Raw genomic sequence first — 25,832 nt, 5'->3', positions numbered from 1 at the left:
CCCGGTCCGGCCGGCGCTTCCGCCAACTCCGGCTTATTGCAAGTAATTCGCAATAAGCCCTACGCTGATCGCCTTCCCAGGATGCGGAGCACGCCATGCCCCACCTGCTGCCGGAACCCGGACCGCAGCGCACCATCGCCGCTTCGAACTTCGTCTACACCGTCGGCAGCGGTCTCTACCTGACCGCGGGAGTCCTCTACTTCACCCAGGCCGTCCACCTGCCGGCGCCCCGGGTGGGTCTCGGCCTCGGGATCGCGGGCGTGCTCTCGCTCGCGGTGGGGATCGCGGTCGGCCACCTGGCGGACCGGCGCGGCGCACGCGGGGTCTACGCCGGCACGCTCGTCGTCCAGGCCCTGGCGACGGCCGGGTTCATGCTGGCCGACGGCTTCTGGCCGTTCGTCGTCGCGGTGTGCGCGGCCACCGGGGCGAAGGGGGCGGGCCTGGCCGCGCGAAGCCCGATCATCCGCCACTACGGCGGGGACCGGCCGCAGGAGTTCCGCGCCTACCTGCGCGCGGTGACCAACATCGGCATCTCGATCGGCGCCGTGCTGGCGGGGTGGGTCGTACAGGTCGGCACGCACAGCGCCTACCAGCTCATGGTCGTCGGCAACGCGGTCGCCTTCGCCGCCTCCGCCCTGATCGTGCTCCGCCTGCGGCCGGTCGCACCCGAACCGGCCGCACACGGCCCGCGATGGATCGCCCTGCGGGACCGGCCGTACCTCGTGCTCACCGTTCTGGACGGCATCATGGCCATCCAGTTCAAGGTGCTGACCGTCGCCGTCCCCCTCTGGCTCATCGCGGCCACCGAGGCCCCGCACTGGCTGATCTCGGGCACCATGCTGCTGAACACCGTCGTCGTGGTCACCTGTCAGATGAGGGCCGGCCGCAGCATCGACACGCCCGCGGCCGGCGCCCTCGCCTACCGCCGTTCCGGCTTCGCCTTCCTCCTGGCCTGCGTACTGATCTCGCTGACCCAGAGCATCCCCGGCTGGGCCGCGGCGACCCTGCTGCTGGCCGGGGTCGCGGTGCACACGATCGGTGAACTCTGGCACGCGGCGGCCGGGTTCGAGATCTCCTTCGCCCTGGCGCCCCGGCAGGCCACCGGCCAGTACCTCGGTGTCTTCGGGCTCGGAGCCGGCCTGGCCGAGGCCGCCGGGCCGGCCCTGATCATCTTCCTGTGCATCACCTGGGGCCGCCCCGGCTGGTACGTCCTGGGTGCCCTGTTCGCGCTCACCGGCCTGGCCGCCCCCCTCGCCGTCCGCCGGGCACGGCCCCGGCACCCCGCCGGGCAGCCGCAGTACGAGGGCGAGCAGGCGCGGCACCCGGCCACCGCCTGAGCCGCCGGCGGCCTCGGCGACGACGTACGGGCTGGCCGCACCCAGACGGTCACCCCGCCGACGACCGCGTTCAGTACGACGATCCACAACTGCGCCCGGCCGCCCCGGCCCATGCCGCGCGTTCCCCCGGCCTGACGGGGCGTCGCACACGGGGAAGGCTCCGCCTTCCGGCCCATCAAGGGCAGCGGCCCCGACGCCGAAGAAGATCGAGCGGAGCCGTCCCACCCTCGCGTTCCGGTACGCCCGCGCGCCCCACGCCGCCCTGACGACGGCGGCCCCGCACCCCTGCCGCCGAGGCACGGAGGAGATCCCGCATGCGCGTCCGCCCGCCCCTGACCGCCGTCGCCACCACCGCGATCCTGCTCGCCGCGGTCACCGGCGCGACCCCCGCCGCGGCGGACCGCGGCCCCGAGACCGCACCGTTGACCAAGGTGTCCCACGGCGACCCGTACGCGGACTGCACCATCGGCGCGAGCTCCCCCGACAGCGTCGTCTACCCGGGCACCGAGGTCGAGCCGTACCTGTCCGTCGATCCGCGCGACTCGAAGCGCGTGGTCACCGTGTTCCAGCAGGACCGCTGGAACGACGGCGGCGCCCGCGGTCTGGCGGCCGCCTGGAGCACGGACGGCCGCACCTTCCACGGCAGCACGCTGCCGTTCAGCCTGTGCGCCCCGGGCGGCGCGGACTTCGAACGGGCCACCGACCCCTGGGTCAGCACCGGACCGGACGGCACCGTCTACGCCAGCGGCGAGGGCGTCGACTTCACCAAGAGCACGCGCACCGGCCTCCTGACCGCCACGTCCCGCGACGGCGGCCGCACCTGGCACAACCTCACCACCACGCACGTCGACGAGCAGCCGTTCTTCAACGACAAGCCCTCGCTCACCGCCGACCCGGTCCGCAAGGGCACCGCCTACCAGGTCTGGAACCGCCTCGACAACGACCCGCCCGGCCCCGGCTCCCTCGACGGTCCGGGATACATCTCCCTCACCCGCGACGGCGGCCGCACCTGGAGCAAGGCCCGGCCGTTCGTCGACACCGCAGCCGTGCCCAACACCCAGACCATCGGCCATCAGATCGTCGTCGACCGGCACACCGGCGCCCTCCACGACTTCTTCGACCGGATCACCTACGCCGACGACCTGAGCACCGTCGTCGAAGCCCACTACGCGATGGTCACCTCGACCGACGCCGGAGAGACCTGGAGCGCCCCGGTCACCGTGGCCAAGGACACCTCGGTACCGGAGGTCGACCCGAACGACCCCGCCAAGGCGCTGCGCGCCGGATCCACCCTCCCCAGCCCGGCCGTCGACCCGAAGACGGGCACGCTGTACATGGCCTACGAGGGCGCGGACTTCTCCGGCGGCGCGTTCGACTCCGTCCAACTGGTGCGCTCCACCGACGGCGGACGCACCTGGGGCGCCCCGGAGCTGATCAGCCCGAAGGGCGTGCCGGCCTTCTCCCCGTCGATCGCGGTCGACGCACGGGGCACGGTCGCACTCACCTACTACGACCTGCGCTTCCTCAAGCCGGGCGACACCACCACCCTGCCCACCGCCTACCAACTGGCCACGCTGCCGCACGGGGACCCGAAGCACCGGACCGAGCGCCGCATCTCGCGGATCTTCGACTGGCTGCAGGCGCCGTTCGCCGGCGGCTACTTCCTCGGCGACTACCAGGGCCTGGTGGCGGACGACAAGGGAGTCCGGGCCGTGCTGACCGAGACCCACTCCGGCGCACCCCTCAACCGTACGGACGTGTACACCGTCGACCTGCGCACCCGCTGAACCCCGGACTGCGCCCCGTCAAGGCAGCCGGCACGCGTGGAACCGGTTGGAGTGGATGTTCCCGAACGACGCGGGGACCAGGGCGATGCCCTGGCCGGGGCGGACGGTCCGGCTCTGCCCCCGGTACTCCGTGCCGCTGTACACGGTGACGCACCGGCCCCACAGCCGGCCGGCGCTGCGCCACGTTCCGGCACTGTTCCACACAGACGCGCCACCGTTGAACCCGACGTACGCGGTCGTCTCCGGGTACCGCGGCATGTCCTGCGCCACGAAGCTCGCCACGCCCGTGTAGCCGGGGCCGGTCCAGCCGCACACCCAGCCGGACGGGCACGGCTCGGACGGGGCGGGGGCGGCCCGCGCCGGCGCGGCGGGGGCGGCCTGCGTCGGCGCGGCGGCGAAGGAGGATACGGCGCACAGCGCGCAGAGCGCGGCCGCGGCCACCCTCCACCCGCGCCGCCGGCCGCCGGCCGCTGCGCGTACGGTCCTCACGGGGATCACCGTCCACTCTCGGGAAACCGCAGGCCGGGCGACGGCCCGCGGGCGCTGTTCCATCGCACCTCCGTTCCGCCTTGATCGCACCACCGGACACCCCGGGTGTTTGCGTTTCACTGTGAGTCACGCGCCGCACACGGGGCTACGCTCGGGCCGTGGGACAGCCCGAGCAGCGCGCCGAAGGCGCAGGACCGTTCACCACCCGGCTCACCTGGCACCGCCCCGAAGGGGCGACGGTGGTGTGGGACTCGCGGCTCGCGCGCAAACGCGGGGCGCTGTCGGTCCGCGGCCCGGGCGACACGGTCGCCACGGCGTCGGCCGCCGATGCCGAAGCCTCCCGCCGCCTTCGAAGGCTCAACGCCATCGCCTCGGGCGCGTTCGTCATCGGCGGAGCGCTCTTCGCCCTCGGCGCCGCCATCGCCCAGTTCGGCTCGGGCGACGCGGTCGCGTGCGCATCGGTCTACTTCGCCGGGGGCCTGTTCTTCAACACCGGCGGCTACACCTCGCTCCTGCAGGTCCTGAACGCGCCCCGGCACTCGGCGGGAGGCGGTCCGCTGGTCACGGCCGGCTGGAGGTGGTGGGGGTACGAGCCGATGCGCCTGGACTGGCTGAGCACGTTCGTCCTGTTCGTCGGGACGCTCGTGTTCGCCGTCAACCTGCTGGACTCCTTCCTGCAGGGGCTCACCGTCCAGCAGACCAACCGGCTGATCTGGACCCCCGACGTGATCGGATGCGTGCTGTTCCTGGTCTCGGGGCATCTCGCGATCGCCGAGATCTGCCACCGGTCCCGGCCCTGCGTCCGCTCCCGCAGTCTCGGCTGGTGGGTCGTGGCCGTGAACCAGCTCGGGTCGGTGCTCTTCATGGTCTCGGCGCTGGCCGCGTTCACCCGGCCCGCCACCGGAAGCCTCGTCAACACCGGCATCGCGAACTGGGGGACGCTGTCCGGCGCGCTCTGCTTCTCGCTCGGCGGCGTGCTCCAGGCCTTCGAACGACCTTAGGGCGTGTCCGCAAAGTCCCGCCTGCCCCGCCGGGCGCACGGCGCCACTGTGCGGACGCGCCCTGGGAGCCGCCGGTCGAAGCGGGCGGTCGGGCCGGGTCAGGGGCGGTCGAGGCCCCAGGTCTGGAGCACGTACGGCCGGCCCTTCTCCTCGCCCTTGATCAGCGGCACGTCGAGGAGACGGAATCCGGCGCGGGTGGCGACGCCGACGCTCGAGGCGTTCTCGGCCTCCAGCTCCAGGATCACCCGGTCCACGCCCAGCTCCTCGAAGGCGTACGCGGCCATCACCGCCACCGCTCGCGCGGCCAGGCCCCGGCCCCGGTGCGCCGGGCCGACCGCGTAGCCGAGCTCCGTGCCCTCGGGAGCGCGCTTCAGCATGACCTCGCCGAGCGGGGCGCCGCCGTCGACGGTGATGGCGAGCAGCAGGGCCGTACCGTCCGTACGCATCTTGCGGGCCCGGTCGAGGCGGGTGCGGGCCGCCTCGTCGTCGAACGGGGAGACGATGGGCGTCCAGTACGCGATGTCGGGGTGGTCGAACAGCTCGGGCATCGCCGACAGGTCCGACTCCGTCCAGTCGCGCAGGACCAGCCCTTCCCCCGTCAGCTCGATCCGGTCGGGAAAGGACGGCGCGGTGCTGCTCATGTCGGGGGACCTCCGTGGCTGGTAGCGGACGAGCCAGGATATGCGGGAGCCGGTCGCGGGTTCACACGGTCGTCCGGCCGGTGCGCGGCGGCGATGCGGGCCGGGGGCGGGGGCAGCCGTACCGGATCATGGTTGCGTGCCCGAAAACGCGGGCCCGGGTTCGCGAGCCCGCGCACCGGCGGGGCCTCCCGCCGCCCGCTCGTGCGCGTGACGACCCGACCGCGTCCTCAACCCCATCGCAGGAGCCATCCATGACCACGCCCGACGGCCGCGCCAAGGCCACCGCATCCGCCGCCGCCATCGTCAGGGACGAGCAGGGCCGGGTGCTCATCGTCAACCCGGTCTACAAGGAGCGCTGGAACCTCCCCGGCGGCCACATCGAGGAGGGAGAGCTCCCCACCGCGGCCGCGCGCCGAGAGGTTCGCGAGGAAATAGGCCTGGACCTCGAGATCGGCGATCTCCTCGTGACCGCCTGGGTGACCAGGGCGGAGGGATCGCACGTCTTCTACGTCTTCGACGGCCCCCGGCTGAGCCCGGAGCAGCAGCAGGCCATCACGCTCCAGGAATCGGAGATCGGTGAGATCCGCTTCTGTCTGCCCGAGGACATCTCCACCGGCATGATTCCGCCCTTCGCCCTCGCCGTGTGGCGCAAGGCACTCGCCGCACGTGAGGACAAGCACCCGGCCTACCTCGAACTCACCCTGTAGCCCGGCGCCCTGATCCCCACGGCTCGGGGGCTCATTCCCGGCGGGCGAACCGCTCGAGGGCCCCGAGAACACGGGCGCGCGTGGTGTCGCCGCCCAGATGGCCCGCGTCACCGACGACGATCAGCTCCGCGTCCGGCCACGCGCGGGAGAGTTCCCACGCCGTGTCGAGCGGGCCGGCCATGTCGAGCCTGCCGTGGACGAGCACACCGGGGATGCCGGCCAGGCGGTGGGCGTCCCGCAGCAGGGCGCCTTCCTCCAGCCACGCCCCGTGGGAGAAGTAGTGCGAGCAGATCCGCACCAGGGCCATCCGCGCGGCCGGCGGGCGGTCCCCGTACGGGTTCGAGGCGCCGTTCGTCTCCCCGGAGAGCACGGCGTCCTCCCAGGCACACCAGTCGGCCGTCGCCTTCTCCCGTACGGCGGCGTCGGGGTGTTCCGCACGGCGCGCGTAGGCCGCGACGAGGTCCCCGTCTCGCGGGGTGCCGGGGACTCCTGCCAGGAAACGCTCCCATTGCTCGGGGAAGAAGCGGCCGACACCCCGGTAGAGCCAGTCGATCTCGGAACGCCGGGTCGTGGTGACGGCGGCGATGACGATCTCCGACACCCTCTCGGGGTGGGCCTCGGCGTAGGCCAGGATCAGTGTGGATCCCCACGAACCGCCGTACAGCAACCAGCGGTCGATGCCCAGGTGCTCGCGCAGCCGCTCCATGTCGGCCATCAGGTGCGGGGTGGTGTTGTGCCGCATGTCGGTCGCCGGATCGCTCGCGTGCGGGGTGCTGCGACCGCAGCCGCGCTGGTCGAACAGGACGACCCGGTACCGCTGCGGGTCGAAGTACTGCCGCGCCCCGGTGCCGCATCCCGACCCCGGCCCGCCGTGGACGACGAGCGCCGGCTTGCCGTCGGGATTGCCGCAGACCTCCCAGTACACGAGGTTGCCGTCGCCGACGTCGAGCATTCCTTTGTCGTACGGCTCTACATGGGGGAACAGCCCACCCATTTTCCAGACCTCCTGGCAATCGGAACCCGATGCGGACACGTCTGCAGTGGACAGTACGGCCTGCCGGCCCCGCGAGGCGGCGGACGTCCTCGGTCTTCCGGGTCCGGCCGGAGGCCGGGCCGGACAGCCGCGGCGGACAGCGCCGCGTTCGTCACCGGCGCCACGGACGCGACGCTCCGGGGGCGCGGTGGCAATCCCTCGTCAGGGTGAGCCCGCCCAATCGAACGAGTTTGAAGGCCGTCGACCCGCTGCCCCGGCGCCCGCCCACCGGGACGGGAACGTGTGTCCACGACCTGCCCCCGAAACGGCCGTGACGGACGCGAATCCGGAGCGTTTTTAGAGCACCAGTGCCACCGGACCGCTCAGACGGAGGACACCGTGCATCCCTTCCCCGCCCCCGCTCCCCGCCCCCTCGGATTCGAACGCCACCGGCCCGCCCCGGCCTTCCTCCCCCCGGGCCCGCGCCGCCTTGACGTTCGCGCGCGCCGCTCCGTACGACCGGACGCGAGGCGGGCGGCATGAGCGAGCCCACCGACGCGGCAGCCGGCGGCATTCCGGGACCGCGCACCGCCGAGCCCCACTCCCACCGCCACCGCGACCCGCTTCCCCTCCCGCCCGCGACCGTGCCCGCCGGCCCGGAGGACGCAGACATGACCGACGGGCTGGAGGAGGCGTACTGGTCCGTCCACGACGGGGCGGCCGCCAGCGCTTCCGTGCCCCAGGTGCTCGCCCGACTCCCCAAGATCACGGCGCTGATCGGGCGGCTCGCCTGGCAGGCGGACCGCGCGGCCACCCTGACGGCCGTCCTCTGCCAGCTGGCGTCGGCGGCCATGGCGGCCCTCGGCCTGATCGCCTCGGTCGGAGTGCTCCAGCACCTCTTCTCCCAGGGACCCACCCCCGACCGCGTACGCGCCGCCATTCCCCAACTCCTCCTCGTCGCGGGCTTCCTCGCCGCCCGGGCCCTGCTGGAGGCCGCCGTCGCCACGGCCCAGGCACGCGTCACGCCCAAGATCCGAACCGCCCTCGAATCCGAGTTCCTGCACCTCACCGCGCACGTACGGCTGGAGGCGGTCGAGGACGCCGACTGGCACGACGAGGTGCACCGGGCCAACGATCGCGGGCTCTTCTACGCGCGGATGATCGTCGGGCAGGTCGTCGCCCTCGCCTCCGCGGCCCTGCGCCTCATCGGCACCGCCGGCGTGCTCGGCATCCTCCACCCCGCCCTCCTCCCGCTGCTGTTGCTCTCCGTCGTGCCGGTGGGGGTGGCGGCCGTCCACTCGGCGCGGGCCCGCTTCCGCTCCTTCAAGCGGTGGAACGCGCTGCAACGGCGGATCCGGGTCTTCTCCTGGCTGCTGCTCGACGTGGACGCCGCCGCCGAGCTGCGCTCCGACGCCGCCCAGGGCGCCCTGCTGGACGAGCACCGCCGCCTGACCACCAAGATCGCCGAAGAGGACACCCGCCTGGGCGTGAACGCGGCCCTGCTCAATCTCGCGGGCCGCGCCGTGGGCGGCGTCGGCACCGGCATCACCTACACCGCGCTGGCGGCCATGCTGATCGCCGGATGGCTCCCCCTCGCCGCCGGGGCCGGCGCCGTCCTGGCCATCCAGGCCGGACAGTCCTCCCTCACCCAGCTCGTCGAGGTCGCCCACCTCGTCTACGAGCACGCACTGTGGGTCGACGACCTCCTCGCCGTCCAGGAGCGCAGCCGCCGCCTCCTGCCCCGTACGTCCGACGTGCGGGCACCGGAGCGGGTGGAGGAGATCACCGTCCGGGACGTCCACTTCACCTACCCCGGCAAGGCCGCCCCCGCGCTGAACGGCGTCTCCTTCACCCTGCGCGCCGGGGAGACCGTGGCCTTCGTCGGCCTCAACGGATCGGGGAAGTCGACCTGCGCCAAATTGCTGGCCGGCCTGTACGAGGCGCAGCGCGGCAGCGTCAGCTGGGACGGCGTCGACGTACTGGAGATGGACGCCCGGTCGGTGCAGCGCCGCGTCGCCTGCGTGCTGCAGGACCCGGTGCGGTTCCCCTTCAGCGCCCTGTCGAACATCACGGTCGGATCCGGCACGCTCACCGAGGCCGAGCCCCGGCGGGCGATGGCGGCCGCCCGGGCCGCGGGCGCCGACGCAGTCGTCGAGGCCCTGCCCGGTCAGTGGAAGACCCTGCTGTCCAAGCGGTTCAAGGGCGGACAGCAGCTCTCCGGGGGGCAGTGGGCGAAGATCGCCGTAGCCCGGGGCCTGTACCAGGACGCGGTGCTGCTGCTCCTGGACGAGCCGACGGCGAGCATGGACCCGCCGTCCGAGCACGCCGTATACGAGGCGGTCCTGCGCGGCCGGCTGCGCACCGACCAGATCACGGTACTGATCTCCCACCGGCTCGCCAGCGTCGTCGACTGCGACCGCGTCCTCGTCTTCGACGGCGGCCGCATCGTGGAGTCCGGTTCCCACGACGAACTCATGGCCGCGGGCGGCGACTACGCCGCCATGTTCACCCTGCAGGCCAGCGGGTACCGCACGAGCGGCCACCGGACCGGCCCGGCCCCGACCGGGGAACCGGGCCCGTGACCCGGTAAGACCCCACCGCCCCCGCAACCGCCCAAGGCGAGCCCGCTCCGCACGCGGGAAAGGACGGCGCTCGTCCACCGGCGGGGGCGTGGGGTCCGGTGAGGGATGCGAACTGCCGCCGGTAGACGCCGAGGGTGTCGCCGCCGTTGGCGAGGGTGACCGCGGCGACTTCCGGCGGGCCCGGCCCGCCCGCCCCGGCATCCTCCGCCTCCCCGTCCGCGTCCCCGCCGCGGTGTCCCTCCATGCCTGCCAGGCCGCCTTGAGGCCCAGGGCGAGCCGCAGCAGGCCGAGGCAGGGATGGCGGACTCGGGCGGGAAGGTGGCGCCGGAGGCGGCGGCCACGGCCACGGCCACGGCCACGGCGAGGATCGCGGCGAAGCCCGGGCACAGGCTCGGCACGATCCGCCACGGCGTGACGCGGTCAGGGCCGGCGGCAGCGTTCCCGGAGCTCGGAGAGGACGGCTTTGCGGCGCGCCGTGACGTCGCCGTTCACCGTCGCCACCCGCTCGGCCACGTCGAGGAGGTCGCTCAGATCCCCCGGCTCGGCCTCCAGGCGCCGCCACACTTCGGCGGGTTCGACGTCGACGAGGCGGGCGAGTCGTTCGTCGACCACCTGGTGCCGGTCCCGGGCCAGTCTCACCAGGTGCCGCATCAGCAGCGCCTCGTCGTCGGCGGTCTTCGGCTCCGCCGCGATGACCAGCCACGCGACCCACAGCATCAACTGCGGGTGGCGACTCCGCTCGCTCAGGCGCTCGGCGATTTCGATCACGCGTGCCTCGTTCCGGAAGACGGCCTGCGCGTGCCGCCCCGCGAGCAGCGTCGTATAGCGGTTCAACACCACCGCGAGGGGAACGCCGACCACGGGGATGCCGATCTTGATGACGTTGCGCTGCAGCAGGAACTTCCCGACGAAGGGGAGTCCCTTCGCGGCGTTCAGCACCGCCTTGGAGTAGAGGCGCTTGATCAGTGGCCGCACCATGACCGGGACCGCCTTGACCACGCCTTCCCGGACCACTTCCCCGCTCTTGATCGTGAAGGCCACGCGAATGAGCTTCCACATGTCATCGGGGTCGGACAGGTCGAGCGGGACCCGGTAGAGGACCGCGATGTCGTAGGCCAGGCGGAGCTGGAGACGGGAGATGAACGCCACATCGACCATGACGGTCGCGACGGCGGCCGGAACCGTCGCCGGCGAGGCGCCGCCGAGGCTTCCGAGGGTGGCGACGACGGCCGCCGTGTAGGCCCCGGCGGAGAGCCCGCCCTCGAGTGCGGCGTACCGGGCCGCCATCTTCACCCGCTGATCGACGACGGCGTCGGCGGGGACGCCCTCGTACCGCTCCTGGAAATAACGCCAGTCGACCTTGTCGGTGTAGGAGTTCATGGCCTGGGCCATGAGCTTGGTGAACCAGCCGCCGGACTTGATGTCGTCCGCGCTCAACCCCTTGATGAACTCCCGCATCTCGGCCCGCTCACGCTCGACCGCCTCCCGTTCGGCGGCGTCGTCGCCATCGGCGTCGACAGCGTCGGTCAGGGTTTCGGTCATGGCGGTTCCTCCTGGACGGGCGGCGTCCGGACAGGTTGCCAGGTTTCAGACGGCCCCGCCTGACGTCTGGACAATACGGCCCGGCGGCCGGCCGTTCGCCCCCGCAGGACCGTCCCCGGTCACTGCCCCGCCCGCCCCGTCCGCCGCGAGCCCCGCGGCGGGGCGGCCGGCCCGCGCCCCGCCCCCACCGACGCCCACCGCTGCGACCTCTGCGCCTGGCGGCGCCGGTACGTGCGGCCCAGGTGGTGCTGGAGGCGTACGTGGCGGAACTGGTACACCGCGCCCGCCTGGCGCAGCACCCCGCGCCGGTAGGCGTCGTCCAGGAACGCGGCCGTGTCCCACGGCAGTTTGCCCGTCATCGGCAGCCACAGCCTGGCCCGCACCACCCAGCGCCCCCACGCGGTGAACGACAGCACGTACGACAGCCCGCCCCCGAGACCGACGACGGCCCCCACGAAGAGCCCGTCCCACGCCTCCCAGTTCAGGTCCCCGAGGAAGCCGTCCAGCAGCGCCACGATCAGCCCGCCGCCGAACGCGACCGAGAGGGCGAGCAGCGGCACGAGCGCCAGGAGCTGCCGGCGTACGGTGGCCCGGTTCGCGGCGAGCAGGCTGATCGGGTCCGCCGCGGAGGCCACGTCCAGCGGCGCCTCGAAAGCCGCCAGCAGCCCGAACACCAGCCCCGTCCCCGCACCGAAGATCAGCCCGAAGACGAGCATGTTCACGGCCACCCCCTCCAGGACCTCGAGGTTCAGCACCAGGGCCCCGTACGCCAGTTCCCGCTCGACCGCCAGGGCGCAGGCGCAGCCCACGCCCATCACGAACCCGCCCGCCATGACCGCGCCGAACCGCGCCGTGAACACCCGCAGCGGTGCGCGCGCCGGACCCCGTACGCCCGTAGCCCGTACGCCCGGACCCCGCGCCGCGGCGCCCCGTACGGGATCCGGCCCCGGACCGCCGCCCGGCAGGCGCGGCCGCAGGCGCAGGCGTACGCGGGTGGGCTCGAAGGTTCCGCCGCCCCGGGCGATCATGACCCCGTACACCGCCGCGAAGGCGAGCCCCGCCGCGGGGCCCATCAGCGCCCCCTCCACCAGGATCCGCCACGCGGGCAGCCGGCCGATCAGGAGGCCCATCACCCAGGTGCTGAGGGCGGCGCAGAGCGTGGCGGTCAGCGCCACGCTCAGCACGCGCTGCCGGCGCGGCAGGAAGTCGCCGATCTCCCACCAGGCGAGGTCCTGCCGTTCCCGGTCGGGGTGTGCCAGGTGGTGCGCGAGGTAGCCGAGCCACTGCTCGGCCCGGTCCGGATCCCAGTCCCGCGCATGCTCCCCCTCCGGGGTGCGGCGCCGGTAGACCGCCGGGACGAAGCCCGCGAGCAGGTGCTCCTCGATGGAGCTCTCGTCGGGGAACGTCCGTGCGTCCAGCAGTTCGGCCGGGTCGGCCCCGGTCCGTTCGCTGTAGAGGGTCCGGGCCAGGGCGGTCATCAGGGGGGTGCGCAGGGCTCCGGCCACGGGGTCCGCCGCGTCGCCGGCGCCGGCACCCTTGCCGCCGCCCTCCGCGGACCGTTCGCGCAGCCGCTCCGCCACCGCGTCCCACACGCCCCGTCCGTAACCGCCGCCCCGGCGCCCGTTGTGCCGGGCGGTCCGCGGCAGGTAGGCGGCGACATCGTCGGCGGTGAGGTCCGCGAGCTCGATGACGGTGGCCCAGACCAGTGGCGTCCCCGCCGCGTCCACCGCCTCGGCGAACTCCTCGCGCCGGCTGGTCAGGAGGAGCGGCGAGGAGAACTCGTTGAGCCGCTCCAGGGCCCTGCCCCGCAGCCCCTCGGCCATCTCGTCGAACCCGTCCAGGACCGGCAGGACGAGATCGGCCTCGATCAGGGCGCCGGCCATCGAGGTGCCCGCCGTGCGAACCGCCAGGTGCGGGTGGTCCCGTAAGAGCCGTTCGGTCATCCACGCGCGCAGGCTCCGGGCCGTCGGGTCCCACGAGCCGATGCTGAAGATCACGGGTACGCGGTCCAGAGCGGTGCGGGTCTCCAGGAAGTCCTGCACGAACCGGATGGTCAGCACGGACTTGCCCGAACCCGCCCGGCCGAGGACCACCAGGCGCCCGGAGTGCCTGCGCCGGTAGAAATCGGCCACCATGGGCAGGTCGCCGCCCAGGTCGCCGCCCAGGTCGTCGGGGTCGGGCGCGGCGGCACCCGGCGGGAGGCGTTCGACGTTGGCCTCGTGATCGCTGAGGGCGGGGTCGGTACGCCGCCACCGCACCGGCAGCGGGAAGGGGTCGTGGACCCGGCGCCGCTCCTCCTCCAGCCGCCAGCGGCGCCGTATCTCCAGTGCCACGTCACGGGCCGCGGACAGCACCTCGTCCCGGACCAGCACCGCGGAGGGGGCCGCGGGGGAGCGCAGCCGCCCGGGCCGCGGCTCGCCCGGCTCATCCGCCCCGCCCGGCGCATCCGCGGTGCCCGTCCCATCCGCCCCGCCCGGCTCTCCCGCGACCCCGGCCGGATGGGCCGTGACGCCGCGCCCGCTCGCGAGCAGCTCGGCCAGCTCCCTGCGGTCCTCGGGCCCGGCCGCCAGCGCCTCCTGAAGCCTCTCCAGCGAGAGCAGCGTCGGGTTCGGGGCCCTGCCGCTCTCCAGCCGCCGGATGGTGCTCTCGCTCACCCCCGACTCCGCGGCCAACTGCTCCTGCGTCAGCCCCGACCTCTGCCGCATGAGCTTCAACAACGAGGCCAGTCGCACGAGTCGATCGGACGTCACGCGGCGATCCCTCCCCTCCCGGGGCCGGAGGACCGGCCCGGACCGCAGGCGAGCGTAGCGGGCGGCGACCGGTCATACGTGACCGGTGCCATGACCTGTACCCCGACCTGCGCGGACACCACGCTCGGAGAGGGAGGAGTCCTCCGGCGGCCACCCGCCCCACCACCACCGGCCGCCCTCCGCAGACCCGAGGAGAAGAGTGATGACCTACCGGTTCTGGTGCGGCGAATGCGGGTTCAAGACCCCCTGGGGCACCGAGTCCGAGGCGGAACGCGGGCACGCGGACCACTACGCCACCCGGCACCCCGGACTGCGCCTGGGCGGCCAGGTGGAGACCGCGGCCAAGGCCCCCGCCGGGGAAGGCACGAGCTGTGCGGGCTGCGCGACGGTGGCCGTCCTCGGCCTCCTTTTCCTGATCATCGTGTCCGCCTGCGGGCGCTGACCGAAGCGGAGGCCGCCATGCCCGGCATCGCAGTACGGCGTCTCGACGCCGAAGACCCCCGACGCCTCGGCGACTACCGCCTGCTCTGGCGGCTCGCCTCCGGCGGCATGGGCCGGATCTATCTGGCGCGACCGGTGGCGGGGGGCCCGCTCGTCGCGGTCAAGACCCTGCTCGCCGAAGGCCCCGTGGAGCGCCTCGACCGGGAGCGGTTCGCCCGGGAGGTGGACCTGGCCCGGCGCGTCGACGCCGCGTACACCGCCCGCGTCCTCGACGCCGACCCGGGCGCCCCGCGGCCCTGGATGGCCATCCAGTACGTACCCGCCCCCTCCCTCGCCGACCTCGTGCGCGAGCAGGGGCCGCTGGCCGCCTGGGCCGTGCCGTCCGTCGCCGCGGGAGTGGTGCAGGCGCTGATGTCCCTGCACGGCAGCGGGGTCGTCCACCGCGACGTCAAACCGCAGAACACGCTGCTGCCGCTGAGCGGCCCGCTCCTGATCGACTTCGGCATCTCGCACGCCGTGGACCGCACGCGCACCTCGCTCACCCTGGGCACCGTCGCCTTCACCTCTCCGGAGCAGGCGCGCGGGGAGGCGTCGACCGAGGCGTCGGACGTTTTCTCCCTGGGAGCCACCCTCTTCCACCTCGCCGTGGGGCGCCCGCCGTACCGGGAGGTGGAGTCCTCGATGGTGCTGCTGGCCCATGTCCAGGGCGGAAAGCTGGACTTGAGGGGCCTGCCCGCCGGCCTGGCCCCGTTGATCGAGCCGTGCCTGGCCTTCGACCCGCGCCGGCGTCCCGATCTCGCCACCGTCCTGGCGACCGCCGTTTCCGCGCCCCGGCGCGGGCGGCGCTGGCTGCCGGTGGAGTGGACGGCGACGATCACGGCGTACGAGGCCCACGGGCGCGCCCTCGACGCGGACCGCACCGCGACCGGCTCCGCGCCGGGCGGAGCCGTCGCCGGGCACGCGCCGCCGCGCATACCCGTGCTCACCGACCCGGGGGAGGCGGCCGTCCGCCAGGAGCGGCAGCGCCGGGCCGAGGAGGCACGCCGCCGCCGCGAAGCCGAGCTGCGCAGGCTGGCCCGGAACGCCGGCGCAGGAGGTGCGGGAGGTGCGGGAGGTGCGGGAGGTGCGGGAGGTGCGGGAGGGTCAGGAGGTGCGGAAGGGAGCAGCGGCACGGCCGGCTGGGCCGCCGCCGCCGTGCTCCTGGCCGTCGCGCTGCTCGTCTGGCAGCCGTGGACCCTCACGCAGGGGACGTCCGCCGACGCGCGGGGCACCTCTTCCGCGGCCGTCACGCCCGGTTCCACCCCCACGGGACCACGCCTTCCGTCCGAGCGACCGACGCCGACGCGTACCCCCACCCCCACGCCCACCCCGTCGCAGGAGGCGAAGACGGACTCGGGCACGAGCGACGCGGTCCGCCCCACCCCCACCCCCACCCCGACCCCCACCCGTGACCGAACGGAGGAGGCCTTCCTGGCCGTCCGGCAGGGTTCCTGTCTGCCGCTCTACGCCACCGGGTACCCGGACAAGTGGAACGTGGACGTCCCGCCCGGCCCCGTCCGCTGCGACACCGACCAGGCGCACGTCCAGGTCACCTCCGTCACCAACGGGGACTGCCCAGGCGGCAACGGCCGGACGTACTGGCGCTACAAGACCACCAACCTCTGCCTGACGCGCATCTTCCACGTCGGCTACTGCGTCCTCGGGAAGGGGCCGGGCAACGGCGTCGAGCTCGGCACCTTCACCCTCGTGGACTGCAAGGCCACCCGCATCCCCGCCGCCTACGACTACGTCCTGCACATCACCGGCGTCTACCGCGCCCCGGCCAACGCGAGCGCCGCGAACTGCCGCCGCAGCCAGAACGACTCCACCGACTACCGCGCCTGGCTGGTGAACGACAACTCGGTACTGCTGTGCACGATGTTCTACCGCAACACCTGACACCCCCTCGCAACACCTGACACCCCCTAGACCGCGGGGAGGGAAGGACCGGGCTCCCAGGACGACGGCGCGGTGACGGACCACCGTTCGTGGTCGCGCCAGGCCCCGTCGATGTAGAGGTAGGCGGGGGACAGGCCTTCGTAGCCGAAGCCCAGCCGCCGCACCAAGCCCGACGACGCCTCGTTCCCCGGCTGGATGTTCGCCTCCAGCCGGTGGAGCCGCAGCTCGTCGAAGGCGTACCGCAGGGTGAGGGTGAGCCCTTCGGCCATGTACCCCCGCCCCGCGGACGGGGCGAAGGCCGCGTAGCCGAGGGACGCGCCCTGGTAGCGCCCCCGGATGACCGAGTTGATGTTGACCATGCCGGCAGCCGCACCGGTCTCCCGTACGCGGATCAGGAAGCCGAGGTTGGAGCCGTCGTCGAAGCGGCGCATCCACTCCCGGAACGCCTCCGCGTCCGCGGGCAGTTGCATCCACGGGTGGTGCAGCTCGGCGCTGGCCCTCACGAGCGAACAGAACTCGTCCTGGTCGGCGAGAGTGAGCGGGCACAGCGCAACGCGCGCCGACGCGGGGGCCGCCGGAGACGCGGGGGACGCGGGGGCCGCCGGGGACGCGGGTCGATGGTGAAGGCTCATCCGAACAGAAGATCACACCGGCTCGGACGGCGGCCGCTGCTCCAGCCGTTGGAGCACGGCCCGGGCCACCGGTCGGCGGGACCGCCGTGCACCCGTGCTGGCTGGTTTCCGCCGTAGTCACGGCCCTGCCGGCGGCTGGACGGGGCACGATCACGCGGATCCGAGCCTGTGGGGGCCGCCGCCGGCGGTCGGTTCCGCACTCGCGCCTCCTGGTCTGTTGTTCGGACTCGTGCAGGTGGGAGAGGGTGTGGCAGCGCCGCGGTCCCGCGACTTTGCCAGGCCTTTGCCCAAGTCGTGTCGGGCCGGACCGTGCCGAGGCATCCGGTTGCTCACAGGCCTTGGGAACGTGCACACTTGCGCGAATTCCGGCCGGGCGCAGCGTCGCACCCCACTGCCCACCTGCCTGGCATTCGCCGTGCCGGCCATCAGCAAGTCAACGGGAGCAAGGTTGAGCACATCGGGAACTGTCCGCCGACAGGACCTCCACGACCTCAGCGACGCACAGCTCTGCGCGCTGCTCCGGGAGCGCGACTCGGATTCGGAAGCCGATCTCAGCGACGTGATGGGCGAGGTGTTCGCCCGTCACCACGACGCCGTACTCGCCTACGCCCGCACCTGCTGCCGCGACCTGGCCACCGCCGGCGACCTCGCGGCCGAGGCCTTCGCCCGCACCTACCGGGCGGTCGCCTGGGGGGCCGGCCCCGAGTACGTCTGGCGTCCGTACCTGCTGACCTGTGTGCGCCGGGTGGCGGCCGAATGGGCACGCCGCGGTGCCCGCACCCGGCTGTCGGACGACTTCGACACGTGGGCCGCGGGCCTGGCCGGCGACCAGGACGTCGAAGACGCCGCCCTGTTGGCGGAGGAGGGCTCGCTGGTCCTGCGGGCGTACCGGTCGCTGCCGGAGCGCTGGCAGGCCGTGCTGTGGCACGCGGTCGTCGAGGACGAGCCCGCGGCCGAGACCGCCCGGCGCCTCGGGATTTCGGCGGGGGGCGTCGGTTCCCTGGCGGCCCGCGCCCGCGAAGGACTGCGCGAGGCGTACCTGCGCGCCCACCTGGACCAGAGCGTGAGCGACGAGTGCCGGCACTACGGCGGCCTGCTCGCCTCCGCGCTCCGCCGGCCGGGCAAGCGCGTCACCCGCGACCTGGGACGGCATCTGCGGGCGTGCGACGGCTGCGGGCGGGCGGAGCGCGATCTGCGGGCCGTCAACGACCGGCTGGGCGCGCTGCTGCCCGCCGGGATCCTGCTCTGGCACCCCGCCGCCTCCGCGCTGTCCGCCGGGGCGCACGGGGCCCACCTCGCAGCGGGCAAGCTGGTGGGGCTCAAGGTGGCCGCGGCGCGGTTCGGCGCGGCGAAGTGGACGGCGGCGGCGGCCGTCGCGGGGACGACGCTCACCGCGTTCGTCCTGCTGCCGGCCGAGGACCGGACCGAGCGGGCCGCCCCGATGCCGGCACCCGCGCCCACGGTCGCGCGCCCGAACGCGGACCCGTACCTGCTGCCGTCCCTGACGGACTCGACGCCGCCGATCGTGTCCATCGGCGCCCCCGTGTCGGGCGTCGCCGTCACGGCCTCGGCCCCCGCCACCCCCGCCCCCTCCCCGGCGCGGCCCTCGCCGACCCCCGCCCCCACCGGTCTGCCGCTGGTCAACATCGGCTCACGGCTGTGCGTAGGCTTCGCCGGAGGCGGCGGTTCCGAGGGGCCGTTGGAACTCCAGCCGTGCACCGGCGACCCGTCCCAGGGCTGGCAGCGCCTGCCGGCCGGCCAGGGCACGTACCAGTTCCGGAACACGGGCACCGGTACGTGCCTCGACGGAACCACCGCGGGCGGAAACGTCGTCGAGGTCGCCCTGCGCGCCTGCCGCTCGGGCGCCGGCCGCGAGACGCAGCTCTGGAGGTCCGATCCGGAGGGGCGATCCGGCGCCTTCCGGCTCTGGTTCGTGCCGCCGGTCCCGAAGAGCGACTACGACGACCACCTGCTGGGCCCGAGGAACTGGCCGAAGAGCAGTTCCCCGCGCCGGGGCTCGGACCTGGTGCAGCTGCCCAACTACTACAACTCCGTCAATTTCCTCTTCACGCTGGGGTGACCACACGCGCGACCCGCCGGCCTCAGGGCCGGTCGGGTCCCCGATAGGGCAGCGTCTGGCTGTAGACGACGCTGGTGGTCGTGCTGCCGAAGCCGGCCAGCTCGTCCATCAGCGTCTCCAGGTGCTCCATGGAGGTCGCGGCCACCTTCAGGGTGTAGCAGTCGTCGCCGGTGGTGCGCAGGCACTCCAGGATCTCCCGCCGGTCGGCGAGCAGCCGGCGCAGCGGCTGGTGGCGGTTGCCCGGGTACTTCAACCGGACGACGGCGAGCACGGGATAGCCGACCTTGGCCAGGTCGACCACGGCGCGGTAGCCGGTGACGACGCCCGACGCCTCCAGCTGGCGCACCCGTTCCGTGGTGGCCGACGAGCCGAGGTTCACGCGCCGCCCCAACTCGCTGAGGGAGATGCGCGCGTCCCGCTGCAACTCGTCGATGATCGCCCAGTCGATGTCGTCAAGATTCCCGGCCATATTGCGACTCTACCGGGAAATGCATGGGTGAACGCCGAGTCGACCGGGAGAAGCATCTTCTGGATTTCTTGATCACCGAGATAGCCTCCGTTCATGCAACTTGGCGTGAACGTACCGAACTTCGGGCCCGGAACCACTCCTGGTGTGCTGGGCGAATGGGCGCGGCTCGTGGAGGGGCTCGGCTTCGACCTCCTCATGGTGTCCGATCACGTGGCCGTCACCCCGGACGTGGCCGCGCGCTATCCGGAGCCCTTCCACGAGCCGTTCACCACCCTGTCCTGGCTGGCCGGCATCACCACCAGGGTGCGGCTGGGCACGACCGTGCTCGTGCTGCCCTACCGGCATCCGCTGCTGGTGGCGCGCATGGCCGCCAACCTCAACGCGCTCAGCGGCGGCAGGCTCGTGCTCGGGGTGGGAGTCGGCTGGGCACGCCAGGAGTTCGAAGCGCTCGGCATGCCGTTCGGCGCCCGCGGCAGACTGACCGACGAGCACCTCGTCGCCCTGCGGAAGGCCTGGAGCGAGGAGGACGGCGGATACGGCGGGGACGGCGGGCACACCGCCCCGATTCCCGTCTGGGTCGGCGGCAACAGCGGGGCGGGAATCCGGCGCGCCATCGAGTTCGGCGACGCCTGGCATCCCCTGCGGGGAACCATCCCCTGGATGCGTTCGGTCGTGACGAACCACCCGCTGCCGGCGTTCGCCCCGCGCATCGCCCTGCGGCTGACCACCGCACCGGTGACCGGTCCCGAGCGGCTCGCGGGCACCGGCACCCTCGAGCAGATCCTCGACGATCTCGACCAGCTCGAGCGCCTGGGAGCCGACACCGTCGTGCTGGACCCGTACCACGGGGATCCGGAGGAGACCCGCCGGCCCCAAGAGGCCTGGCGGGCGCTCACCGCCGTGGCGACGCACCGGAGGACAACCTCATGATCACCGCTGCCGACGAGGCGCTCCTGCGGCGGGCGGTCGCCATCGCGGCCCGTGCCGTCACCCTGGGCGACGCGCCCTACGGCTCCCTGCTGGCCGGACCGGACGGAGCGGTTCTCGCCGAGGCCCACAACACGGTGCGACGGGACGACGACATCACCGCCCACCCGGAACTGAAGCTCGCGCGCCGGGCGGCCCGCGAACTCGACCGCGACACGGCCGCACGCACCACTCTGTACACCAGCTGCCAGCCGTGCGGCATGTGCGCCGGCGCCATCGTCCGCTCCGGACTCGGACGGGTGGTCTACGCACTCTCCACGGCGCAACTCGTCGAACTCAACCCGGAGTCGGGCGCATGGCCGACGGTGCCGCACGACGGCCCGGCCCTGTTCGACGAGGCACGCGCCCCCATCGACGCCTACCGCCGGCCCTGACCCCGAAGGCGCGCTACGCCTCCGGCGGCGTCCAGCACTCGGGGCCGCCGCCGCGCCAGTCCACCAGCGCGGGGTCCGTGAGGTCGAAGTCCTCGGCGTCCTCCATCCCCGTCGCCGCGAGGAAGACGGCTATGTCGCTGATCCGGTACGCGGTGCCCAGGCTCCGGCCGTCACACCGCACCCGGCGCCACCCGCGGTGGTCGGGAGGATGCACGACGAGGCGCGGAGCGGGGTCCGGCGCCCCGTGGCCCCGGTCGCCTCCCGGGCAGGCGCTCGTCATGCCGCCCTCGCCCAGGCTCGGGCTCGCGCCGCGCGGCGCAGCTCCGCCGGGCCGCCCGCCGTACGGACGGGGCGCGACCAGTACGGATGGGTGGAGATCGCGCACGAGAGCGCGATCAGCCGGCGGCGGAGCGGGGTCGTACCGGCTGCCGCGGGCCGCCGGGCCAGTTCCCGATACGTACGGAGCCAGTCGGCCTGGAGTCCGACGAGGTCGTCGGGGAAGGAGGTGCACTGCATCCATCAATTCAAGCATGTGTTCGATTTATGGCGCGAACGCAACACCGTCGGACTCCGCCGCACCCGTGGGGGCCGTGACACGGGATACTGGCCGTATGGCTCAGCTGTCGTCCCCCGTCTCACCGGTGCCCGCCGGCGAGGTCCTGCGCGAGCGCTACACCGGCCGCCTGCCCGACTCCCTCGACGAGCTCACGGGCCCGACCGGCGGAGTGGTGGAGCTGCCCCTGCACATCGCGTGGTCCGGGCTGCGCGCGTACGACCTGGACCGGCCCCGGCAGCGGATGAGCCTGTACCGCACCGTCCTGGCCGAGGGCCGGCGCGAGGACCTGGCCGCCCTCCTCGACCGCGACCTGCTGACCGGGCAGTGGCCCGTCCTGCGCACCCTGGTCAGCCGCCACATCCGCCAGGTCTGGGAAGACCGCTTCCCGCAGCTCGCCGGCCGGGTGACCTCCGCGGCGTGAACCTCAGCGCCCTGCACCGCAGGCTCCTCGCCGACGTGATCGCCATCGGCACCCCCTACCCCCTCGTGATCACCGGCGGTTACGCCGTGCAGGCCCACGGCCTCGTCGACCGTCTCAGCCAGGACCTCGACGTCGCCACCGAGAACCCGGCCCCCATGGCCGACATCACGACCGACCTCACCCACGAGCTGGCCAAACGCGGCTGGCAGGTCTCCGTCATCTCCGTCGACCCGCTGTCCGCCCGTCTGATGGTCACCGACCCCGCGGACGGCGCCCGGTGCGAGGTCGACATCCTCAAGGAGAACCTGTGGAGCGCCCCGGCCCACACCGAGTACGGCCCGGTCCTCGCCCTCGACGACGTCATCGGCACCAAGGTCCGCGCCCTCGCCGACCGCGGCGCCGTCCGCGACCTCATCGACGTCCACGCCGCCTCCCGCCTGCGCGCCACCGCCGAACTGGAGCGCCTCGGCCGGCGCCACGGCCGCGACGAATTCCGCCTCGAAGACCTCTACGACCGCCTCACCGGCACCGACTGGTACGACGACGAGGAATTCGAGGCGTACGGCCTCGACCGCGCGGCCATCGCCACCCTCAGGCACTGGGCCCGGTCCTGGACCACTGACCTCGAACGACGCCTGACCTCCCACGACACGGGTGACGGGCCCCTCTGACCATCGGGTACGGCTCGCGGCGTCCCCGCTCGTGCCCGGAACCGATCGCGGCCGAGGCGCCACCGGCCCCACCCGCACGGCTCCCGTCGGCGGCGGCGGACCGCGACGAGGGCGGCGTACCCGTGGAGCCGTCATGGCCGGGACGCACCGACCTCCCCTGAAGGAGGCGCCCGCCGCCCGCCCCTGCGGTCGCCCGCCACCGGCGCCGGGAGACGGCACCGACCCCGCTCAGCCCGGCCCCGGCGCGCCCGTACCGCCGAGGAGGCGGTCCACGAGGAGCTCCGGGTAGCCGGAGGCCGGCGGGTCGATGCCGAAGATCGCCCGCAGGTAGAGCGGCGCGACCAGCTGGTCGAGGATCCGGTCGAGCGGCGGCGGCTCCTCGCCGCGCGCGACGGCGCGCTCGCGGATGCGCTCGATGGCGCCGAGACGGCGCTCGAAGTGCTGCGCGCGCTCCCCCTGGGCCGTGGCGCTGCCCGGCATGGACAGGGCGACGGCCCGGATCAGCAACCGTCCTTCGGCGGTGCGGATGCTCGCGACGCCTGCTTCGACCCACGCGGTGAGGTCGCCGCGCAGGCTTCCGGTGTCGGTCAGCGGCCAGTCCCGTTCGAGGCGGGTGACGACCACGTCGGCCAGGAGCGCCTCCCGGCTGCCCCAACGCCGGTAGACGCTGGTGTGGTTCACCCCGGCGCGCTGTGCGACCGCGGGAATGGTCAGGTCCGCGCCCTCGGGGTCGGACAGCAGGTCGATGACGGCCTGGTGGACCGCCGAGCGGACCTGTTCAGGGCTCTTGCGCAGGCGCGGGGCCGGTTCTTTTGAAGTCACCCCCACATCGTAAGCACAACTATTTGCTTAACCCCGCCCGGGCGGTCTACAGTTCTGCCGTACGCACAGATCTGTGCTTAAGGAGAGAGCGATGAAGCCGCTGATGTTCCCCGGCAACCCCCAGTTCTGGTACGAGACCCTGCGCTCGATGAGCCACATCGCCTACGGCGGTGCCGACTTCGGCGAGGTCGTCTCCACCGCCGAGCGCATCAAGGAGGGCGACTACGACAGCTGGCACGAGCAGTGGACGGCGACCGCCGACCGCGTGGCCGCCGAAGCCCGGCGGGCCCTGGACGCGGGCCACACCGTCAGCGCCCGGGACGGATTCCTGCGCGCCTCCAACTACTACCGGTCGGCGGAGTTCTTCCAGCACGGCCACCCGTGCGACCCGCGCCACGACCACGCCTACGACCGCAGCGTCGCCTGCTTCCGGACCGCGGCCTCCCTCTACACCGCCCCCCGCATCGAAGCGGTCCGCATCCCGTACGAGGACACCACCCTCCCCGGCTACCTCTACCGGGCCGACGACGCCGGCACCCCCCGCCCCACCCTGATCATGCACAGCGGTTTCGACGGCACCGCCGAGGAGCTCCACTTCAGCGGCGCGCTGGCCGCCGTCGAGCGCGGGTACACCGTCCTGACCTTCGACGGCCCCGGACAGCCCGGCCCCCGCCACCACCAGGGCCTGGTCTTCCGTCCGGACTGGGAGAACGTCATCACCCCGGTCATCGACTTCGCCGAAACCCTCCCCGAGGTCGACGGCAGCCGCATCGCACTCCTCGGGAGCAGCATGGGCGGCGTACTCGCCCCCAGGGCGGCGGCGTTCGAGCACCGCCTCGCCGCCCTGATCGCCGTCGACGGCGTCTACGACCTCGGCCAGGTCTCCACCCGCCACATCCCCGGCGACCGCGAAGAGGCCGAACGGCTCCTGCGCGCGGACTCCGCCCCCGAACTCGACGCGCGCCTCGAGCAGATCACGGCCCAGGACGCCACCGCGCGCTGGGCGATCAACCACGGCATGTACGTGATGGGCGTCGAAACCCCCCGGGCCTTCAGCGCCTCCTACCTCGACTACACCCTCGCCGACGGCATCGCCGAGCGGATCCAGTGCCCGACCCTCGTGTGCGACGCCGAGGAGGACGAGTTCTTCAAGGGCCAGCCCGAGCAGCTCTACGAGGCCCTGACCTGTCCCAAGACCCTGATGCGCTTCACCGCGGAGGAAGGCGCCGGCGCCCACTGCCACCCCGGCGCCATGCGCCTGGCCCTCGCCCGCATCTACGACTGGCTGGACACCACCCTCACCCCCACCGCCTGACTCCAAACCCACGCACCCACCCACCCACCCACGCACCCACCCACGCGCACACACAAGGGAGCCATCACCATGACCCGCACCGGTATCGAAGCCGCCCTCAATGACCTGCTCTTCAACCGGGACATCACCCTGGAGGAGGCCGCCGAGCGCCACTTCACCCCCGGGTACCGCCAGCGCACGGACGGCGCATGGGCCGACCGCGCCGAGTTCCTCGAGCACATCAGCCACCTGCGGGGCATGGTCGCCGGCGGCACGGTGGAGGTCCACGACGAGCTCTACGACGGCACCAAGTACGCCGACCGGCACACCTGCCACATCACCAAGAACGACGGCACCACCGTCACCATGGAGGTCTACGTCTTCGCCGACCTCGCCCCCGACGGCCGCTTCCACCGCATCGAGGAAACGACCCTGATGCTCAGCGGTTCCGACGCCGACCGCGACATGGGCAGCGCCCGCTGAGCCAGGCACCGCCCGGCCGGATGGAGGGGCCGTCAGCGCCGGGGCGGCTCGCACTCCGGGGGAAGCGTCACGTTCCCGGGCCGGTGCTCGAAGGTGTCCATGACCAGCCACTCGTCCAGCTCGGGGTCGTAGAGGTTCTGCACGCCGAACTGCAGCACCTGCCAGAACGTGCCCCGGTCGTGCTCGTCGACGTAGATGTCACCCAGCGCGAGCGGCAGGCGCGGGTGGTTCCCGGGAGGCAGCTGCGGGAAGACGACACCCACCCTCCAGTGGTTCACGCGCCGCTCCGGAGTGCGCCGCAGTGTCTCGCGCCCCACGAACCGGGAGCCCTCCAGCCCCTGGTTCAGGTCCTCCAGGCTGAAGCCGGGGATGCGCGAGCAGGGATGGTCGTCCAGACCGGGCCACTTGTACGTCAGGGTGTACAGGGTGTCGTGGTAGATCAGGTTGGTGAACCAGATCGGGTACTGCGGTCCTCCCGCGACCATCCGGCTCTCACCGTCGCGCCCCTCCCAGGTGAACGGCACGGTGATGCCCAGGTCCCGGACGATCCACTTGCCCTTGCCGCGGAAGTCGCGGGGCAGGCGCGGCGGAGGCGGAGTCGAGGAGGCGTCCTGCCGGGCGGCCGCGGTCCCGAACGACCGCGCGGCGCCGCTCCGGGGCTCGGCGCCGGCCTGGGGCGAAGCCGCCAGGACGAGGGCGACCGCCCCGGCCAGAGCCGCCGACGTGGCCGTCCGACACGTACCTCTCCAGCGCATGTTCTTCCTCGACTGCCGCGTCAGGCGCCGCGATGGCGCAAGGAACAGTGAGAACAAATGCTGCCATAACGCCCAAAGAATCGAAGGCTCCGAAACCGAC

Annotated in this window: 25 protein-coding genes; 14 read left to right on the top strand and 11 right to left on the bottom strand. The window is 73.2% G+C overall.

The features are described 5' to 3' along the window. Positions 1 to 95 precede the first annotated feature (95 nt). Both ACFY1T_RS22150 and ACFY1T_RS22145 read left to right on the top strand, forming a co-directional pair. A complete protein-coding gene (locus tag ACFY1T_RS22150; RefSeq protein ID WP_390789658.1) occupies positions 96 to 1,337 on the top strand; it encodes an MFS transporter in 1,242 nt (413 codons plus the stop codon). A 314-nt stretch (positions 1,338 to 1,651) separates the two neighbouring features. Continuing rightward, positions 1,652 to 3,124 carry a sialidase family protein gene (locus ACFY1T_RS22145; RefSeq protein WP_390789657.1) on the top strand — a complete coding sequence of 491 codons (1,473 nt, stop codon included), beginning with the start codon at positions 1,652 to 1,654 and terminating at the stop codon, positions 3,122 to 3,124. An 18-nt stretch (positions 3,125 to 3,142) separates the two neighbouring features. On the opposite strand, the gene ACFY1T_RS22140 is transcribed toward ACFY1T_RS22145, so the two are convergent. Then, positions 3,143 to 3,613, bottom strand: a complete 471-nt coding sequence (locus ACFY1T_RS22140; protein ID WP_390789656.1) for a peptidase inhibitor family I36 protein — start codon at positions 3,611 to 3,613, stop codon at positions 3,143 to 3,145. 158 nt (positions 3,614 to 3,771) lie between these two features. Here ACFY1T_RS22140 and ACFY1T_RS22135 point away from each other — a divergent pair, with 158 nt between their 5' ends. Then, complete coding sequence (locus ACFY1T_RS22135; RefSeq protein ID WP_390789655.1) at positions 3,772 to 4,614, top strand: hypothetical protein; 843 nt, start codon at positions 3,772 to 3,774, stop codon at positions 4,612 to 4,614. Positions 4,615 to 4,712: 98 nt separating this feature from the next. Here ACFY1T_RS22135 and ACFY1T_RS22130 read toward each other — a convergent pair whose 3' ends face one another. Then, positions 4,713 to 5,255 (bottom strand): GNAT family N-acetyltransferase, encoded by a 543-nt coding sequence (locus ACFY1T_RS22130; RefSeq protein WP_390789654.1) that lies wholly within the window; start codon positions 5,253 to 5,255, stop codon positions 4,713 to 4,715. 251 nt (positions 5,256 to 5,506) lie between these two features. On the opposite strand from ACFY1T_RS22130, the gene ACFY1T_RS22125 reads away from it, so the two are divergent. Continuing rightward, the gene (locus ACFY1T_RS22125; protein ID WP_390789653.1) at positions 5,507 to 5,962 is read left to right on the top strand and encodes an NUDIX domain-containing protein; all 456 of its coding nucleotides are present in this window, start codon (positions 5,507 to 5,509) and stop codon (positions 5,960 to 5,962) included. 31 nt (positions 5,963 to 5,993) lie between these two features. Here the strand turns inward: ACFY1T_RS22125 and pip are convergent, their stop codons facing one another. Then, positions 5,994 to 6,956 (bottom strand): prolyl aminopeptidase, encoded by a 963-nt coding sequence (gene pip, locus ACFY1T_RS22120; RefSeq protein ID WP_390789652.1) that lies wholly within the window; start codon positions 6,954 to 6,956, stop codon positions 5,994 to 5,996. 518 nt (positions 6,957 to 7,474) lie between these two features. On the opposite strand from pip, the gene ACFY1T_RS22115 reads away from it, so the two are divergent. Beyond that, complete coding sequence (locus tag ACFY1T_RS22115) at positions 7,475 to 9,517, top strand: ATP-binding cassette domain-containing protein (RefSeq protein WP_390789651.1); 2,043 nt, start codon at positions 7,475 to 7,477, stop codon at positions 9,515 to 9,517. A gap of 420 nt (positions 9,518 to 9,937) precedes the next feature. Here ACFY1T_RS22115 and ACFY1T_RS22110 read toward each other — a convergent pair whose 3' ends face one another. Both ACFY1T_RS22110 and ACFY1T_RS22105 read right to left on the bottom strand, forming a co-directional pair. Beyond that, complete coding sequence (locus tag ACFY1T_RS22110; RefSeq protein WP_390789650.1) at positions 9,938 to 11,059, bottom strand: hypothetical protein; 1,122 nt, start codon at positions 11,057 to 11,059, stop codon at positions 9,938 to 9,940. A 119-nt stretch (positions 11,060 to 11,178) separates the two neighbouring features. Then, positions 11,179 to 13,809: a helix-turn-helix domain-containing protein gene (locus tag ACFY1T_RS22105; RefSeq protein ID WP_390789649.1), complete on the bottom strand. Its 2,631-nt coding sequence runs from the start codon at positions 13,807 to 13,809 to the stop codon at positions 11,179 to 11,181. Between the two features lie 202 nt (positions 13,810 to 14,011). On the opposite strand from ACFY1T_RS22105, the gene ACFY1T_RS22100 reads away from it, so the two are divergent. Continuing rightward, on the top strand, positions 14,012 to 14,251 hold the full coding sequence (locus ACFY1T_RS22100) for a hypothetical protein (RefSeq protein ID WP_390789648.1): 240 nt from the start codon (positions 14,012 to 14,014) through the stop codon (positions 14,249 to 14,251). Positions 14,252 to 14,268: 17 nt separating this feature from the next. Then, a complete protein-coding gene (locus tag ACFY1T_RS22095; protein WP_390789647.1) occupies positions 14,269 to 16,188 on the top strand; it encodes a serine/threonine-protein kinase in 1,920 nt (639 codons plus the stop codon). Between the two features lie 26 nt (positions 16,189 to 16,214). On the opposite strand, the gene ACFY1T_RS22090 is transcribed toward ACFY1T_RS22095, so the two are convergent. Beyond that, on the bottom strand, positions 16,215 to 16,820 hold the full coding sequence (locus tag ACFY1T_RS22090) for a GNAT family N-acetyltransferase (RefSeq protein WP_390789646.1): 606 nt from the start codon (positions 16,818 to 16,820) through the stop codon (positions 16,215 to 16,217). A gap of 448 nt (positions 16,821 to 17,268) precedes the next feature. Here ACFY1T_RS22090 and ACFY1T_RS22085 point away from each other — a divergent pair, with 448 nt between their 5' ends. Continuing rightward, positions 17,269 to 18,900, top strand: a complete 1,632-nt coding sequence (locus ACFY1T_RS22085) for a sigma-70 family RNA polymerase sigma factor (protein WP_390789645.1) — start codon at positions 17,269 to 17,271, stop codon at positions 18,898 to 18,900. 22 nt (positions 18,901 to 18,922) lie between these two features. On the opposite strand, the gene ACFY1T_RS22080 is transcribed toward ACFY1T_RS22085, so the two are convergent. Continuing rightward, positions 18,923 to 19,369: an Lrp/AsnC family transcriptional regulator gene (locus ACFY1T_RS22080; RefSeq protein ID WP_030873151.1), complete on the bottom strand. Its 447-nt coding sequence runs from the start codon at positions 19,367 to 19,369 to the stop codon at positions 18,923 to 18,925. A 93-nt stretch (positions 19,370 to 19,462) separates the two neighbouring features. On the opposite strand from ACFY1T_RS22080, the gene ACFY1T_RS22075 reads away from it, so the two are divergent. Beyond that, positions 19,463 to 20,299: a TIGR03619 family F420-dependent LLM class oxidoreductase gene (locus ACFY1T_RS22075; protein ID WP_390789644.1), complete on the top strand. Its 837-nt coding sequence runs from the start codon at positions 19,463 to 19,465 to the stop codon at positions 20,297 to 20,299. After that, positions 20,296 to 20,730 (top strand): nucleoside deaminase, encoded by a 435-nt coding sequence (locus tag ACFY1T_RS22070; protein WP_390789643.1) that lies wholly within the window; start codon positions 20,296 to 20,298, stop codon positions 20,728 to 20,730. Before ACFY1T_RS22075 ends, ACFY1T_RS22070 begins: the two co-directional genes overlap by 4 nt. Before the next feature lie 13 nt (positions 20,731 to 20,743). Here the strand turns inward: ACFY1T_RS22070 and ACFY1T_RS22065 are convergent, their stop codons facing one another. Next, the gene (locus ACFY1T_RS22065) at positions 20,744 to 21,010 is read right to left on the bottom strand and encodes a hypothetical protein (RefSeq protein ID WP_390789642.1); all 267 of its coding nucleotides are present in this window, start codon (positions 21,008 to 21,010) and stop codon (positions 20,744 to 20,746) included. Next, a complete protein-coding gene (locus ACFY1T_RS22060) occupies positions 21,007 to 21,246 on the bottom strand; it encodes a hypothetical protein (protein ID WP_390789641.1) in 240 nt (79 codons plus the stop codon). Before ACFY1T_RS22060 ends, ACFY1T_RS22065 begins: the two co-directional genes overlap by 4 nt. A gap of 95 nt (positions 21,247 to 21,341) precedes the next feature. On the opposite strand from ACFY1T_RS22060, the gene ACFY1T_RS22055 reads away from it, so the two are divergent. Together ACFY1T_RS22055 and ACFY1T_RS22050 are read left to right on the top strand one after the other, a co-directional pair. Beyond that, positions 21,342 to 21,707, top strand: coding sequence for a hypothetical protein (locus tag ACFY1T_RS22055; RefSeq protein WP_390789640.1), 366 nt, complete (start codon positions 21,342 to 21,344; stop codon positions 21,705 to 21,707). Beyond that, on the top strand, positions 21,704 to 22,378 hold the full coding sequence (locus ACFY1T_RS22050) for a nucleotidyl transferase AbiEii/AbiGii toxin family protein (RefSeq protein WP_390789639.1): 675 nt from the start codon (positions 21,704 to 21,706) through the stop codon (positions 22,376 to 22,378). The genes ACFY1T_RS22055 and ACFY1T_RS22050 overlap by 4 nt, the downstream gene beginning before the upstream one ends. A 228-nt stretch (positions 22,379 to 22,606) precedes the next feature. On the opposite strand, the gene ACFY1T_RS22045 is transcribed toward ACFY1T_RS22050, so the two are convergent. Further along, entirely contained in the window at positions 22,607 to 23,200 is a 594-nt protein-coding gene (locus tag ACFY1T_RS22045; RefSeq protein ID WP_390789638.1) for a TetR/AcrR family transcriptional regulator, read from the bottom strand. A 91-nt stretch (positions 23,201 to 23,291) separates the two neighbouring features. On the opposite strand from ACFY1T_RS22045, the gene ACFY1T_RS22040 reads away from it, so the two are divergent. Beyond that, positions 23,292 to 24,515 (top strand): alpha/beta hydrolase family protein, encoded by a 1,224-nt coding sequence (locus ACFY1T_RS22040; RefSeq protein WP_390789637.1) that lies wholly within the window; start codon positions 23,292 to 23,294, stop codon positions 24,513 to 24,515. Positions 24,516 to 24,584: 69 nt separating this feature from the next. Further along, on the top strand, positions 24,585 to 24,977 hold the full coding sequence (locus ACFY1T_RS22035) for a nuclear transport factor 2 family protein (RefSeq protein WP_390789636.1): 393 nt from the start codon (positions 24,585 to 24,587) through the stop codon (positions 24,975 to 24,977). Positions 24,978 to 25,009: 32 nt separating this feature from the next. On the opposite strand, the gene ACFY1T_RS22030 is transcribed toward ACFY1T_RS22035, so the two are convergent. Then, on the bottom strand, positions 25,010 to 25,732 hold the full coding sequence (locus tag ACFY1T_RS22030) for a hypothetical protein (RefSeq protein ID WP_390789635.1): 723 nt from the start codon (positions 25,730 to 25,732) through the stop codon (positions 25,010 to 25,012). Positions 25,733 to 25,832: the final 100 nt, after the last annotated feature.

The sequence above is a fragment of the Streptomyces sp. NPDC001194 genome, from assembly GCF_042896985.1.
Taxonomy (GTDB): domain Bacteria; phylum Actinomycetota; class Actinomycetes; order Streptomycetales; family Streptomycetaceae; genus Streptomyces.
The sequence above is the reverse complement of the archived record's forward strand: the minus strand, read 5'-3'. Positions and strand labels throughout refer to the sequence as shown.

Bases quoted from the DNA above. Each gene is read 5' to 3' on its own strand.
- ACFY1T_RS22150 (WP_390789658.1), top strand. From the start codon at position 96: ATGCCCCACCTGCTGCCGGAACCCGGACCGCAGCGCACCATCGCCGCT.
- ACFY1T_RS22145 (WP_390789657.1), top strand. From the start codon at position 1,652: ATGCGCGTCCGCCCGCCCCTGACCGCCGTCGCCACCACCGCGATCCTG.
- ACFY1T_RS22130 (WP_390789654.1), bottom strand. From the start codon at position 5,255: ATGAGCAGCACCGCGCCGTCCTTTCCCGACCGGATCGAGCTGACGGGG.
- ACFY1T_RS22125 (WP_390789653.1), top strand. From the start codon at position 5,507: ATGACCACGCCCGACGGCCGCGCCAAGGCCACCGCATCCGCCGCCGCC.
- pip (WP_390789652.1), bottom strand. From the start codon at position 6,956: ATGGGTGGGCTGTTCCCCCATGTAGAGCCGTACGACAAAGGAATGCTC.
- ACFY1T_RS22115 (WP_390789651.1), top strand. From the start codon at position 7,475: ATGAGCGAGCCCACCGACGCGGCAGCCGGCGGCATTCCGGGACCGCGC.
- ACFY1T_RS22110 (WP_390789650.1), bottom strand. From the start codon at position 11,059: ATGACCGAAACCCTGACCGACGCTGTCGACGCCGATGGCGACGACGCC.
- ACFY1T_RS22100 (WP_390789648.1), top strand. From the start codon at position 14,012: ATGACCTACCGGTTCTGGTGCGGCGAATGCGGGTTCAAGACCCCCTGG.
- ACFY1T_RS22095 (WP_390789647.1), top strand. From the start codon at position 14,269: ATGCCCGGCATCGCAGTACGGCGTCTCGACGCCGAAGACCCCCGACGC.
- ACFY1T_RS22090 (WP_390789646.1), bottom strand. From the start codon at position 16,820: ATGAGCCTTCACCATCGACCCGCGTCCCCGGCGGCCCCCGCGTCCCCC.
- ACFY1T_RS22080 (WP_030873151.1), bottom strand. From the start codon at position 19,369: ATGGCCGGGAATCTTGACGACATCGACTGGGCGATCATCGACGAGTTG.
- ACFY1T_RS22075 (WP_390789644.1), top strand. From the start codon at position 19,463: ATGCAACTTGGCGTGAACGTACCGAACTTCGGGCCCGGAACCACTCCT.
- ACFY1T_RS22070 (WP_390789643.1), top strand. From the start codon at position 20,296: ATGATCACCGCTGCCGACGAGGCGCTCCTGCGGCGGGCGGTCGCCATC.
- ACFY1T_RS22065 (WP_390789642.1), bottom strand. From the start codon at position 21,010: ATGACGAGCGCCTGCCCGGGAGGCGACCGGGGCCACGGGGCGCCGGAC.
- ACFY1T_RS22060 (WP_390789641.1), bottom strand. From the start codon at position 21,246: ATGCAGTGCACCTCCTTCCCCGACGACCTCGTCGGACTCCAGGCCGAC.
- ACFY1T_RS22055 (WP_390789640.1), top strand. From the start codon at position 21,342: ATGGCTCAGCTGTCGTCCCCCGTCTCACCGGTGCCCGCCGGCGAGGTC.
- ACFY1T_RS22040 (WP_390789637.1), top strand. From the start codon at position 23,292: ATGAAGCCGCTGATGTTCCCCGGCAACCCCCAGTTCTGGTACGAGACC.
- ACFY1T_RS22035 (WP_390789636.1), top strand. From the start codon at position 24,585: ATGACCCGCACCGGTATCGAAGCCGCCCTCAATGACCTGCTCTTCAAC.
- ACFY1T_RS22030 (WP_390789635.1), bottom strand. From the start codon at position 25,732: ATGCGCTGGAGAGGTACGTGTCGGACGGCCACGTCGGCGGCTCTGGCC.